This is a genomic window from Dermacoccus sp. NHGro5 (assembly GCF_017565385.1).
GTDB lineage: Bacteria > Actinomycetota > Actinomycetes > Actinomycetales > Dermatophilaceae > Dermacoccus > Dermacoccus nishinomiyaensis.
In genome coordinates this window covers 1-13611 of sequence record NZ_JAGEKQ010000047.1, presented here as the reverse complement: position 1 = coordinate 13611, position 13611 = coordinate 1, and the positions used below count along the sequence as shown (strand labels likewise).

Genomic DNA, 13611 nt, shown 5'->3' with positions numbered 1-13611 from the left:
GGCGCCGCACACCGCGTCGGCCTGCGCGGAGAGCAGCGCGTTGACGAACGTGGTCAGCAAGTCCCGCATCAGATCAGGGCTCGCTTGGGACAGCTGCTCGTTCAGGAACTGGGCAGGGTCGATACTGGGCACAGCGGTCATCAAGGTGTCCTTCTTCGAGTCGGTTGTGAGAGATCACTCGAAGGATCCACCTGGTGGCCGCGCCTACGTTGAAGGCACGCGCTCACTCAGGTCCGTCGTACACCACTCTGCTGGACTCCACTGAACGGACGCCCATGGCCCTTCTTTCTAATGGCATGGCCCGATGGCTCGACTGAATCCCCCGAAGAGGACTACGGTCCGGACTGGCCCCTCCTCAGAGAGCTCAAGAGCGGAATTTTCGTGGCAGTCGCTCACCCTTCGGAGCACAGGCAGCAATCGGGCTCTTCACAGTTGAGGGTGTAGCGGTGGACGGCGCGTCGGTCCGGGGATAGGTGTCGAGGTCTCCCGAGGATGGAAGTTCTCACGCTGCCCATCCGGAAGACCTCGACGTGCCTGACGCTACCTTGCAGGCGGGCTTCGCCTGTCCTGACCTGACCACGTTCTGCCGGCTCGACGGGCTCGGCCTCGAAGCGATCGGCCAGCGGCTCGAACCCGGCCGCGCGGTCATCGCGTGCCGCGTCACCGAGCCCGACCAGTGGTGTCGCCGATGCGGGTTCGAGGGCGCTGCGCGCGACACCGTCGTGCGTCGGCTGGCTCACGAACCCTTCGGCTGGCGACCCACGCTGCTCGAGGTCGTCGTCCGGCGCTACCGATGTTCGGGCTGTGGGCACGTGTGGCGCCAGGACACCAGCGCCGCGGCCGAGCCCCGCGCGAAGTTGTCGCGCCGCGGACTGCGCTGGGCACTGGAAGCCATCGTGGTCCAACACCTCACCGTCGCGCGGGTCGCCGAGGGCCTCGGCGTCGCGTGGAACACCGCCAACGATGCCGTCCTGGCCGAAGGCAAACGGCTCCTGATCAACGACCCGGCCCGGTTCGACGGCGTGGCCGTGATCGGAGTCGACGAGCACGTGTGGCGACACACGCGGCGCGGTGACAAGTACGTCACCGTGATCATCGACCTCACCCCGGTCCGTGATGGCACCGGCCCAGCCCGGCTGCTCGACATGGTCGAGGGTCGCTCCAAGTCCGCGTTCAAGACCTGGCTCGCCGAACGCGACGACACCTGGCGCAACGCGGTCGAGGTGGTCGCGATGGACGGGTTCGCCGGGTTCAAGACCGCCGCGGCCGAGGAGGTCCCTGACGCGACCGCGGTGATGGATCCCTTCCACGTCGTCCGGCTGGCCGGCGACGCCCTCGACAAGTGCCGCCGCCGCGTTCAACTCGCCATCCACGGCCACCGCGGTTACAAGAACGACCCGCTCTACAAGGCCCGCCGGATGCTTCACACCGGCGCCGACCTGCTAACCGACCGCCAGGCCGACCGTCTCACCGCCTTGTTCACCGACGACGCCCACGTCGAGGTCGAAGCGACCTGGGGGATCTACCAGCAGATGATCGCCGCCTACCGACACCACGACCAACGCCAAGGCAGGGACCTGATGGTCAAGCTCATCGACTCCATCAGCACCGGCGTACCCAAAGCGCTGGTCGAGATCACCAAGCTCGGCCGAACCCTGAACAAGCGCGCTGCCGACGTGCTGGCCTACTTCGACCGTCCCGGCACCAGCAACGGACCGACCGAGGCGATCAACGGCCGCCTCGAGCACCTGCGCGGTTCCGCGCTCGGGTTCCGCAACCTCACCAACTACATCGCACGATCACTGCTCGAGACCGGCGGATTCAGACCGCAACTACACCCTCGATCGTGAAGAGCCAGCAATCGTTTCTTGGTTTACGCCTAGGCTCGATCGTGACGCGTTGCCCTGACGAGGTGCCCTACGCCGTCACCTGGCTCGGAGCTAAAGACTCCGAAGTGGCCTGGGCGAAGCTCGGGCTGAAGTGGGGCGGCTAAACGGCCAGCTGTGCCGAAGCCCTCACTTGCGCAGGGTGAGCAAAAACGGTCGTTTTTGCTACGCCTTTGCCCGACTGGGTTGTGCACGTAGTTGAGCTACCGAATCGTGTAGCACAACTACGTGCACAACCACACCGTCGAGGGGGTGAGGCTCTCGTATCCGATCAGATGGGGCGTGGATGCTGTGCAACGAATCGGCGCAGTGGTGCTGCTAGGGGGAGGTCAACCCACATGGTGATGCTGTTGGAGGTGGTGCCGGCGCCGGCCACCTTGAAAGCGTCGGCGCCTAGCTGTTGCAGCATTGGGCTGTATCGGGCGGCGGCCGAAGCTGACAGGTAGCCGACTCGTAGCCCCTTGGTCGAGTAGACCGCCACAGCCTTGGCATCCACGGCGTTGTCAGGTTCAGCGACGAGCAGGTATGACCGGCCCCCATGGTTGCGGCGCTCGGCATCGCTGAGGCAGTAGCCAGACCCCTTGATTCGTGTCCGTTTCGACTCCAGCTCTCGCAAGTCGATGACCTTCGCCCCCGCAAGGGTCGCGACTCTGCGCCGGATGTCCGGCATGTACTCCTGCTTCTCAGGGGGTAGGTCCTTGAAGTTCAGTGCCACAGCTACCCGCCTCGATCGGTTCCGAGAGACCCACCCCGAGTACCCGGCGCCGACCACGCGCCGCGGGTGTTCCCTCTCGAAACCGCTCTCGAATGGATCGTCTCAGAACGCGCCGACAGCGACGGGTTTCGAGAGGGAGTGTTCTGCTCATAGTTTAGCTACCCGCCCGCGCCATCGCAGGCGTCCGTCCGCACCGGCGTAGCTCAAACGACCGTTTCCGCACCTCGCGCACGCCGAACGCGGACCGGAGACGTGGGAGGAACTTGCCAAAGTCCCGGAAATTCCGTCGGCCGTCGCAGGGGGTGGACGGTTAGGGTGCCTGGATGCGCAGCTATGACGAACTCGTACATGAAGCCTCAACGGCAGATGTGACCGGGTGGGGCTTCGAGTGGCTGGATGGACGCGCCACCGAGGAACGCCCTCCGTGGGGCTTCGCCGGACTCTTGGCCGACCGCCTGGCAGTAGCCGACACTGCTCTGGACATCGACACCGGCGGTGGGGAGGTCATCAAAGAGGCTTCGCACCTGCCCCGACGCATGGTGGTCACGGAGTCGTGGCCGCCCAACGCTCAGCGAACTCGCGAAAATCTGGGGCCGAGGGGTGTGGAGGTCGTCGAGACCACCCCGGACGAGTCGCTTCCGTTCCCAGACTCCACCTTCGACCTGGTGAGCGCGCGCCACCCGGTGATGCAGGACTGGGCGGAGGTACATCGAGTCCTCCGACCGGGCGGTCACTACTTCGCTCAACACGTCGGGCCAGTATCTGCCTTCGAGCTCATTGAGTTCTTCCTGGGACCGCTACCCGACGACGTGCGACGGGGCCGCAACCCTGAGCGTGAGAGCGCAGCCGCTCAAGCGGCCGGTCTCACGGTCGACACGCTCCTCACCGCCCGGTGCCGCATGGAGTTCTACGATGTCGGCGCCATCGTGTGGATCCTGCGCAAGTGCGTGTGGTGGATCCCAGACTTCACGGTCAACAAGTACGAGGGGAAACTTCGCGCGTTGGACACGCAGATGCGCGCTGGTCACGCGTTCGTAGCTCACTCAACGAGGCACCTCATCGACGCCCATCGCGAACTATGACCCCATGTGGTTGCGAGCCGCGATGAGGGCCCATCGGCTGTAGCTCAAACGCAGGGTTCTGCACCAAGTCGCGCCGTGGCTAAAGCCACCGTTTGTGCCCTGGCTCCGCGCGGGTTAGCTGCTGCCGTGGCAGCCTGGGATGCCGGATCCCATTCCAGGCCGCACCTCATCATGGGATCAATCGTTAAGAGTAAGGAGTGCCGCATGAGCAGTTGGCCCGGGCGCCGTCGGCGAAGGCCTTCGATATCCCCTACGCCGCCCACTGAAGCAGAAGTGCAGAGCCGCGCCCGTGAAGTCATGGACGGGGCGATGAGGAGGGACGCATTCCTATGGTGGCTTCATGAGGCCGCGTACCACGATGGCCCGGACCAGTACTTAGATCTAGTAGAGATGGCCTGCATTCCAGACGAGGCGGACGCCGGCGAGGGCCGTTGGTGGCGTGAGTCTGCGGAGGCTCAACCCCTCCGCGACTGGACGGATCGTGCCATTTCCGCGGTGGCGCGGGGTTTCTCTCCTGAACCCCTGCCTGACGGTTGGGACGATCTCATTTGGGACAGGACCGCTACTTAGGAAAACCACTGTGACTCAAAGCAACGGCGTCGAGCCGATGTAGCTCAAACGACCGTTTGCGCACGTGGTCACAACTAGGAGTAAGACTTGCCTCCGTGAGTGCGCGTAGAGGAGCCACGTCTGCCCGCCGGTATATGGACTACCTCGGGTCAGGCGGAGGCCGAACCCCGTGGTCCTACTGGTTGGCGTTCTTCGGAATCGTCGGCGTCTCGGGGGTGCTGGGACTTCTCGTGGGAGGAATCGCGAGAGCCAGCTTGGAAGACTCCTTCGTCTACGGCGCGTTGACTGGCATAACCGTCGTGACCACAGGAACACTCTTGACCGCCGCTTGGGTTGTCGCGGCTAACTTGTGCCGCGCCGCGATCGAGAGGCTATGGCGGAGACCATGAACCGTCCATAGGCTGTACCCAAAACCACGCGAGTAGGAACTCCCTCAGATGCACACTTTTCAACACCAAGCATCTAGGGAGGTTCCTACTTGCATACTCGAGCGCTCAGGTCGGGCGGGTCGCCGCAACGAGGGCGTCTACGGGTGACGTTCCAGAGCTAGCCACCCGGCCATGCCAAGGTAAGCAACAGCCGACGCCTGATCGAGACGCTTCCTCGAGCGGACGTTCGTCAAGTATTTGCCGATCCACTGACCCAGCACGATGTACAACGATGCTGTCGAGGCTTCGATGGCGATGTACGCGACTCCTGCGATCAACAGGTTCCAACCCCCGGGGTCGGCGACAAACTGGGGCACGAAAACGGCGAACAGCAGCAACGCCTTCGGGTTTGTCATCGCGGTCAGAGCTTCGGTGCGGACTGGGTGAGCTGAGGTGTGTTCATCATCAGGATGGGGCGAGGTGGACTGCCCTGCCGTGCGCAGGGTCGAGATGCCCAGCCATACCAGGTAAGCAACGCCGACCCACTTCACGACCGTGAATGCGGTTGACGATCGCAGCAAGATCGACGACATGCCGAGGGCCGCGCAGCACGCCAAGACAAAGAATGCACTGAAGCGGCCAATCAGGCCGGACAGGGCGCTACGGATCCCGTACTTAGCTCCGTGCTGAATGCTCAGGACTTGGTTGGCCCCAGGTACTAGCGAGACCAGCAACGCGGCGGGAACGAATGCGCCCCAAGAGATACCATTCATGTCCTCACAGTATGGAAGGCGCCAGGGTCGCGCGTCTGCTTCGGAGTCAATATCGCCCTGGCTGACCGTGCCTGGCCGCTGGCAGTGCGGTTGGGGTACACCCTATTTGCACAGTTGCTCCGCTATGTGGCTCGCGTGCAAATAGGGTCGGTCGCCACCTTGTTGCCCACTTTGCGGGTAGGGTCTAGACATGCGGGGACAAATTGTGGGGTACGCGCGCGTCTCGTCGACATCACAGAATCTAGCCAGACAACTAGAAGCACTCGGGGCGGTCGACGAGCTGTTCACCGATCACCAATCCGGCAAGAACCGAGCCGATCGCGCCGGCCTGGCGGATGCGCTGCGCTACGTGCGCCGAGGTGACACGCTGCGCGTTGCGTCGATGGACCGGCTCGCGCGATCACTGATCGACCTCGAGCAGATCGTCTCCGACCTCACCGCACGCAAAGTGAGCGTCGAGTTCGTCAAAGAACGCCTCACCTTCACACCCGATGCTGCGGCCGACCCGTTCGCGACGTTCCAACGCCAACTCATCGGTGCCGTCGCCGAACTCGAGCGCTCCCTCATCCGCGAACGCCAACGCGAAGGCATCGACCTGGCCAAAGCGCGCGGCGTATACAAGGGACGCGCGCGGCGCTTGAGCGATGAGCAAGTGCTGTATGTGCGCCGCGCCGCAGCCGCCGGCGAAGCCAAGTCGAAGCTCGCGACCGACCTTGGGGTGTCGCGCCGCCTCGTCTACGACGTCTTATCTGGTAGCGGCGCGTACGCGCGTCCGCCAGTACAACCGCGCCCTCCCCTACCTGACGGAGAAGAAGTGCCCCTCCCCCTCACGCTCGAAGCGCTCCTGCCTCCTGCCGCCGCTGCGGAGGTGGCCGATGACGAACCAAGTCGCCACGCCGTCGAAAGCAGTGCGCGCGAGTCTCAACGCGCGCCACGGGGTGGGGAGTGAGCATGCGTCGCGATATTGAGCCGTGGCAGTCCCGAGCCGCCTGCCGTGACCACCCCGACGTCGACACCGTTTTCTTCCCGGTCCATTCCCAGGGGCGCGGCGTGCAGCGCGCGAGTCAGGCCGCGTTCGCGTTGTGCGATGCCTGTCCGGTCGCGCGTGAGTGTCTAACGGAAGTACTCGCGTGGGAGCACGGCCTGCCTATGACGATGCGTCACGGCGTGTACGCCGCGACCAGGCCCAGCACAGCGCTGGGCCTTCGACGTGTGTGGCAGGGCGTGGCCGACGCGTTCGTAGCGGCGTCGCAGGATGTCACGGTGAGCGTGGCCGGATGCGCGCGGGAATGACCCATTCGTCGCGTACGCGCGTTTCGACGCCGCGCTCGGCCCACACCACACGGCAATGCCACAGCGAACCCTCGACGCGCTGCTCGATGAGCAGGGCTTGCACCCACTCCCCCGCGGCGTACACCTCGACGTTGTCTCGTCGGACCCTCACCCCATCGAAATGATCGGCCACGCACCCGTCGGGCGTGGTCAGTGCAAGTACCGACGAGCGTCGGCGCCGCGCGTTACTGTCCTAGACGGCGCACACGGTTTCGAGAAGGGCACGCATGTCATCGCAGGGCTTGAGCAACTTCATCTGGTCGATCGCGGATCAGCTTCGCGGGGTGTACAAGCCCAGCCAGTACGGCACGGCGACACTGCCGTTCCTCATCCTGCGGCGCATGGAGTGCGTCATGGACGGCAAGCGCGACGAGATCCGCGCGATGGCCGAGACGACGCCGAACCCGTCAGCGCTGGCCGCCCGGCTGCGCAAGACGTACGGACTGCACTTTTGGAACACAAGCGAGGACACCCTCAAGTCGATGCTCGGGGATCCGGACAAGATGGCCGACAACCTCATCGACTACACGAGCGCGTTCTCGCAGAACGTCTCCGACATCTTCGACCGGTTCGCGTTCGACAAGACCGTGCACAAGCTCGCCGAGAAGAACCGCCTGTACTTCGTCGTCGAGGCGTTCAGCGACATCGACCTGCACCCTGATCGGGTGTCGAACGCCGACATGGGTGAGATCTTCGAGCACCTCATCTTCAAGTTCTCCACCGCCTCGAACGAGACGGCCGGTGAGCACTTCACCCCGCGCGACGCGATTCGCCTCATCGTCGATCTCGTGCTCGCCCCCGATGATGATCTGCTCGCCACGCCGGGCGCGGTGCGCTCGATCTACGACCCCACCGCCGGCACCGGCGGCATGCTGTCGGTGGCCGAGGAAGCGATCCTTGAGATGAACCCGAAGGCGAAGGTGACGCTGGCGGGGCAGGAACTCAACGACGAGTCGTACGCGGTGTGCAAGTCCGACATGATCGGTAAAGGCCAGGCCGTCGAGGCGATCCAGCTCGGTGACACGCTGCGTGAGGACAAACACGAGGGCAAGACGTTCGACTACTGCCTGTCCAACCCGCCCTACGGCGGCGACTGGAAGGCTGCCGAGGATGTCGTGCGCGCCGAACACACCAAGGGCGGCGGCCGATTCGACGCGGGTTTGCCGCGCATCAGCGACGGTCAGACGCTGTTCTTGCAACACCTCGCGAGCAAGATGCGCCCGGTGAAGTCGAGCGATGCGAACTCCGGTGGCCGCGCCGGCATCGTCTTGAACGGTTCGCCGTTGTTCACCGGCGGCGCGGGCTCGGGGGAGTCGGAGATTCGCCGTCATCTCATCGAGTCGGATCTGGTCGATGCGATCGTCGCGTTGCCGACGAACATGTTCTACAACACTGGTATCGCCACGTACGTGTGGATCCTCGACAATCACAAGCCAGCCGAGCGGCGCGGCAAGATCCAGCTCATCGACGCGACAAGCCGCTGGACGAAGCTGCGCAAGAACCTCGGCTCGAAGAACCGCGAGATCAGCGATGCCGACCGCGCCGAGATCGTGAAGATCTACGACGACTTCACCGAGGGTGAGCAGTCGAAGATCCTCGAGCCAGATGACTTTGGGTACTGGGAGATCACCGTCGAGCAGCCGCTGCGGCTGCGGTTCGAGGTCACCGACGACACCCTCGAGGCGGCGATGGCTGCGAAAGCCGTGACGAAGCTGAGCGACGACGAGCAGGCCATCGTTCGCGCCGGCCTCGAGTCGCTGCGCGGACAGACGTGGTTGAGCCGGGATGAGTTCATCAAGGCGCTGCGTCTGGCGCTCAAGAACGCGGGGCAGGCGTTCGGGGCGCCGGTGGTGAAGGCGGTCTGGCAGGCCATCGGTGAACACGACGATGACGCCGAGGTGTGCACGGACAGCAAGGGCAACGTCGAGGCGAACACCGACCTGCGTGACACCGAACTCGTGCCGTTCCGCGACACCATCGACGCCTACGTCGAGCGTGAGGTGAAGCCGCACGTGCCGGATGCGTGGATCGACACGACGAAGACGAAGATCGGCTACGAGATCCCCTTCACCCGGTTGTTCTACCGCTACGTGCCGCCTCGCCCGCTCGCCGAGATCGACGCCGAACTCGAAGCGCTGGGCAAGGAGATCATCGCGCTGCTGTCGGAGGTGGAGGGATGAGGGGTTCGATTCCGCTGGGCTACCTGTCCAGTGCTCCGGTAGTCAACGGCCTGGGTCTCGCAGGAGCCAACGATGATCCAGCCTGGCCTAGGTATATCCGGACAACTGACATCGCCTCGCCGACTGCTCTACGAGACGATGTGTTCGCCAGCCAGCCCCCAGATATTGCCAACCAGGCAAGGGTGCAGGCCGGCGACCTGCTAATGACCGCAGCCGGTGCAACGATCGGGAAGAGCACGCGCCTTGGGGACATTGGACCCGCCTGCTTTGCTGGGTTCTTGGTGCGCTTTAGGCCCAACCCACGCACCGAGGGCCGCTACATCGGCTACTGGATGCAATCGCAGCATTACTGGGATCAGATTGCGGTCGGCGCGGTGCGTTCGACCATCGACAACTTCAGCGCCTCCAAGTATCGCCGACTGCGTGTTCCAATGTGGAGTCTCACTGAACAACGCGCCATCGCGGACTACCTCGACCGCGAGACGGCGAAGATCGACACGCTCATCGAGAAGCAGACGACGATGATCACCCGCCTCCGCGAGCGGCGGGCTCTGGTCATCGAGCGCGTCACGAGTCCCCCCGACCGACCACGTGAGCAGGCACCCCTACAGAGAGGGCTCCTTCGGGTGGACCAGGGTTTCTCGCCGGACACGTCTGCCGGGACAGACGACGCAAACGTATGGGTTCTCAAGTCGGGTGCATCCAACCACGGCATCTTCCGCGAAGACGAGTCAAAACCGATACCGTCCAACACCGCGATTCCACGGGGAATCGAGCTGCGCCAAGGTGACCTTGTGGTTTCTCGGGCCAGCGGCAGCCCGGCGCTGGTTGCATCCGCGGCCCTCGTCGGCCATTTGGATCGCCGAGTAGTGCTCTCCGACAAGAACTTTCGGCTGGTTCCGGCGAAGAACGCGTCGGCGCGCTACCTGTATTGGGTTCTCAACTCACCTGGCGTTCGTAGTCGAATTATCCTGTCCATCAGTGGTGCGGAGGGACTTGCGAACAACATCCCCCTCTCGAGACTGCGTCGCCTGCTCATCCCTCTGCCACCCCTAGACGAGCAACGCGAGATCGCGGATTACCTCGACCGCGAGACAGCGAAGATCGATACGCTCATTGCCAAGGTCGAGCGGCACATCGAGTTGGCGAGAGAGCGCCGCGCGGCGCTCATCACGGCGGCCGTTACGGGCCAGATCGACGTCACGACTTCAACCCAGAGCGGGGATGCAGCATGAGTCAGACGCACGAACTGACCTTTGGCGGCGAGATCTGCGCCTACCTCGAGGCGCATGGCTGGCTCGTGAGCCAGAACGATGCCGGCTATGACCGGGAGCTCGCGTTGTTCCCCGAGGACGTGTTCGCGTGGCTCGAGGCGACGCAGCCCGAGCAGCTCGCGAAGAAGGTCAAGCCGTCGATGAGCCGGGGCGAGCAGGCGAAGGCCCGCACGAAGCTGTTGCGCGCCCTGGCGGACGACTTGAACGCGCCAGATCCGCAGGGCGGGTCGCTGCAGGTGCTGCGCACGGGGTTCAAGAACACTCCGGCGACGTTCACGATGATGGAGAAGCGACCGGAGAAGACCTCGAACGCGAAGGTGAACGCGCGCTACGCCGCGAACCGGCTGCGCGTCATGCGGGAGGTGCGCTACTCGACGAAGAACGAGAACCGCATCGATCTGGTGCTGTTCGTCAACGGCATCCCGGTCGCCACCGTCGAGCTGAAGACTGACTTCAACCAGAGCGTCGAGCACGCCAAGCGCCAGTACCGAGACGACCGCCCGCCGGCGGGTGAGCCGTTGTTGACGTTCGGGGCGCGCGCGCTCGTGCACTTCGCGGTCTCGAACGACGAGGTGTGGATGACGACACGCCTGGCCGGCAAGCACACCCGATTCTTGCCGTTCAACCGTGGCGATGACGGGCACGCGGGCAACGGCCCGGACGAGGACGGCGGATCCCCGACGACGTACCTGTGGCGCGATGTGTGGGCGCGCGATCAGTGGCTCGACATCCTCGGCAAGTTCATCCACTACGAGACCGACAAGACCACCGACCCCAAGACGGGAAAGCAGTCGGTGTCGAAAGCGCTGATCTTCCCGCGCTACCACCAACTCGATGCGGTGACGAAGATCGTCGCGGACGCCCGCGAACTCGGCGCGGGGCAGAAGTACCTCATCCAGCACTCGGCCGGCTCGGGCAAGACCCGCTCGATCGCGTGGACGGCGCACCGCCTGGCGACACTGCATGACGCGAACGATGCGAAGGTGTTCGACACCGTCATCGTCGTCACCGACCGCACCGTACTGGACGATCAGTTGCAGGAGGCGGTGCGTCAGATCGAACCGGCCGCCGGCATGGTCGCGACGATCAACCAGAACGAGGCCGCGAAGGCCCTGACCGATTCGGACTCGACGTCGAAGTCGTCGTACCTGACGAAGACGCTCGCTTCGGGCAAGCTCATCATTGTTGTCACGATCCAGACGTTCCCGTTCGTGCTCGACAAGATCGCCTCGGAGCAGTCGTTGAAGGGCCGGCGTTTCGCGGTCATCGCGGATGAGGCGCACTCGTCACAGACCGGGCAGACCGCCGCGAAGCTCAAAGAGGTGCTCTCGCCGCAGGAGATCGCGGACATGCAGGACGGTGGCGAGGTCAGCGTCAACGACCTGCTCGAAGCGAAGATGGCCGCGCGCGGGGACACGGACAACGTCTCGTTCGTGGCATTCACCGCGACGCCGAAGCAGCGCACCCTCGAGTTGTTCGGCCGACCCGACCCGACGACGGATCTGCCGCGCCCGTTCCACCTGTACACGATGGCGCAGGCCATCGAGGAGGAGTTCATCCTCGACGTGCTCGCCTCGTACACGACGTACGACACGGCGTTCCAGCTCGCGACGAAGTCCGGCAACGCCACCCCTGATTCGGCGCTGGACGGTGAGGGGATGCTTGTCGATGAGCAGGTCGCGACGAAGGGGCTGATGCACTGGGTGAAGCTGCACCCGACGAACATCGCGCAGAAGGTGCAGATCATCATCGAGCACTTCGACGCGAACGTGAAGCATCTGCTCGACGGGCGTGCGAAGGCGATGGTCGTGACCGATTCACGCAAGGCTGCGGTGCGCTACAAGTACGCGATGGATCGCTACCTGGCTGAGCACAAGATCGAGGCGTACACCTCGCTCGTGGCGTTCTCCGGGGAGGTCGAGGATCCGCAGACGCTGCAGAACCCGCGCGAGTTGCTCAAGGGCAACACGAAGCACAGTGAAGCGACGATGAACCCGAAGGGCACGAAGGATCTGCGCACGGCGTTCACCGATGACGCCTACCGGGTGATGATCGTGGCGAACAAGTTCCAGACCGGCTTCGATCAGCCGTTGTTGTGCGCGATGTATGTCGATCGCAAGCTGTCGGGGGTGACGGCGGTGCAGACGTTGTCGCGGCTCAACCGGTTCAAGCCGGGCAAGCGCACGATGGTGCTCGACTTCGTGAACTCGGCCGATGACATTCTCGCGGCGTTCAAGCCGTACTACGAGGAAGCCGAGATCGTCGAGACGACCGACCCGGACTCGATCCACCGCTTGCAGCGCAAGCTCGACGCGGCCGGCCTGTACGACGACGCTGAGGTCGATGATGTCGTCGAAAAGTTCGTGCGCGGCGCCGGCAACACGGAGTTGTCGGGCGCGCTGACGCCCATCAAGCGCCGGTTCATCGAGCGGCGCAAGGCGGCGCGGGCGAGCAAGGACGCGGTGGAGCTCGAGGCGTTGGCGATGTTCCGCAAGGATCTGCGTTCGTTCGTCAAGCTGTACGACTTCCTCAGCCAGGTGCTCAACTTCGACGACACCGACGTGGAGAAGCGCTCGATCTTCTACCGGTTGCTCTCACCGCCCCTGCGTGATGACGACGAGACGCCGACGGTCGATCTGTCCGACGTGTCGTTGCGGCACATCGCGACGACGAAGCAGGCCGATACGAAGCTCGACCTGGCGGCGGGGGAAAAGATCAAGTTGAAGCCGGCCGGCTCGGCCGGCACCGGCCAGCAGCGGGATCCGAAGATGGTGCTGCTCGATGAGCTGGTGGAGCGCCTCAACGAGCGCTTCGCCGGCGAGGGCTTCAAGGACGATCAGATCAAGGCGTGGGCGGGCGGCATCCTCGCGGAGATGGAAGCCGACGACGACCTGCGCGAGCAGGCGGGAGCGAACTCTGAGGATCAGTTCCTCGAGTCCACGACGCTGCGCGACGCGCTCGTGCTCGCCGTGGCAGATTCCCATGAGGCGCAGTCACGCATGGGCCAGATCCTCAGCGCTGATGACGCGGTCGAGCAGACGTTGCTCAACGTGCTCGGGCGGCTGCTGTACCGCGAGTTGAAAAGGGGCGCGTGAGCGGGGGCGAAGAACACGCGCGTGCCGGTCTCCAGCGTGAACTGGGCGTGCCCGGACAGTTCCTTACCCCGGTCCCACGTGATCGTCTGACGCACTTTGCTGCGGAAGCGACCGTGCAGCAGTCCCAAGCGGCTTACGATCAACCCCCAGACGAGAGCCCTCCTCACCACATAAGCGCGGAACGAAACCCAGGGCGCTTCACCCCTGTGGTTGTGACAGCTTGGTCTGGCCCCGTTGTGACGGCTTGATCTGGCCCCGCGTGCGACTTGCCGGGGTGTTGACGGTCTGAACTGGCCCCACCCCTTCACGCTGGTCCCCATCACTGGGAACCAGTCG

At 64.3% G+C, this 13611-nt stretch carries 8 protein-coding genes and 3 pseudogenes; 6 read left to right on the top strand and 5 right to left on the bottom strand.

Annotated elements, in window-relative coordinates; genetic code table 11:
• Positions 1-141: pseudogene (locus J4Z35_RS14645) on the bottom strand (IS256 family transposase); the annotation flags it as partial.
• A gap of 389 nt (positions 142-530) precedes the next feature.
• Here J4Z35_RS14645 and J4Z35_RS13880 point away from each other — a divergent pair.
• Positions 531-1850: an ISL3 family transposase gene (locus J4Z35_RS13880; RefSeq protein WP_208065670.1), complete on the top strand. Its 1320-nt coding sequence runs from the start codon at positions 531-533 to the stop codon at positions 1848-1850.
• A 307-nt stretch (positions 1851-2157) separates the two neighbouring features.
• Here the strand turns inward: J4Z35_RS13880 and J4Z35_RS13875 are convergent, their stop codons facing one another.
• Positions 2158-2601: an HIRAN domain-containing protein gene (locus J4Z35_RS13875; RefSeq protein ID WP_208065669.1), complete on the bottom strand. Its 444-nt coding sequence runs from the start codon at positions 2599-2601 to the stop codon at positions 2158-2160.
• Between the two features lie 323 nt (positions 2602-2924).
• Between J4Z35_RS13875 and J4Z35_RS13870 the strand changes: the two genes are divergently transcribed.
• Positions 2925-3683 (top strand): class I SAM-dependent methyltransferase, encoded by a 759-nt coding sequence (locus J4Z35_RS13870; RefSeq protein ID WP_208065668.1) that lies wholly within the window; start codon positions 2925-2927, stop codon positions 3681-3683.
• A 1096-nt stretch (positions 3684-4779) separates the two neighbouring features.
• Here the strand turns inward: J4Z35_RS13870 and J4Z35_RS13865 are convergent.
• Entirely contained in the window at positions 4780-5394 is a 615-nt protein-coding gene (locus J4Z35_RS13865; protein WP_208065667.1) for a LysE family translocator, read from the bottom strand.
• A 190-nt stretch (positions 5395-5584) separates the two neighbouring features.
• On the opposite strand from J4Z35_RS13865, the pseudogene J4Z35_RS13860 reads away from it, so the two are divergent.
• Positions 5585-6154, top strand: a pseudogene (locus J4Z35_RS13860) (recombinase family protein); the annotation flags it as partial.
• A gap of 498 nt (positions 6155-6652) precedes the next feature.
• On the opposite strand, the gene J4Z35_RS13850 reads toward J4Z35_RS13860, so the two are convergent.
• Positions 6653-6838, bottom strand: a complete 186-nt coding sequence (locus tag J4Z35_RS13850; protein WP_208065671.1) for a hypothetical protein — start codon at positions 6836-6838, stop codon at positions 6653-6655.
• A gap of 115 nt (positions 6839-6953) precedes the next feature.
• On the opposite strand from J4Z35_RS13850, the gene J4Z35_RS13845 reads away from it, so the two are divergent.
• The 3 genes from J4Z35_RS13845 to J4Z35_RS13835 are packed head-to-tail and all read left to right on the top strand — an operon-like array spanning position 6954 to position 13275.
• Entirely contained in the window at positions 6954-8906 is a 1953-nt protein-coding gene (locus J4Z35_RS13845; RefSeq protein ID WP_208065664.1) for a class I SAM-dependent DNA methyltransferase, read from the top strand.
• Entirely contained in the window at positions 8903-10141 is a 1239-nt protein-coding gene (locus J4Z35_RS13840) for a restriction endonuclease subunit S (protein ID WP_208065663.1), read from the top strand. The genes J4Z35_RS13845 and J4Z35_RS13840 overlap by 4 nt, the downstream gene beginning before the upstream one ends.
• Positions 10138-13275 (top strand): type I restriction endonuclease, encoded by a 3138-nt coding sequence (locus J4Z35_RS13835; RefSeq protein ID WP_208065662.1) that lies wholly within the window; start codon positions 10138-10140, stop codon positions 13273-13275. The genes J4Z35_RS13840 and J4Z35_RS13835 overlap by 4 nt, the downstream gene beginning before the upstream one ends.
• On the opposite strand, the pseudogene J4Z35_RS13830 reads toward J4Z35_RS13835, so the two are convergent.
• Positions 13266-13386 (bottom strand): annotated as a pseudogene (locus J4Z35_RS13830) (IS30 family transposase); the annotation flags it as partial. The gene J4Z35_RS13835 and the pseudogene J4Z35_RS13830 overlap by 10 nt on opposite strands.
• Between the last annotated feature and the right edge of the window lie 225 nt (positions 13387-13611).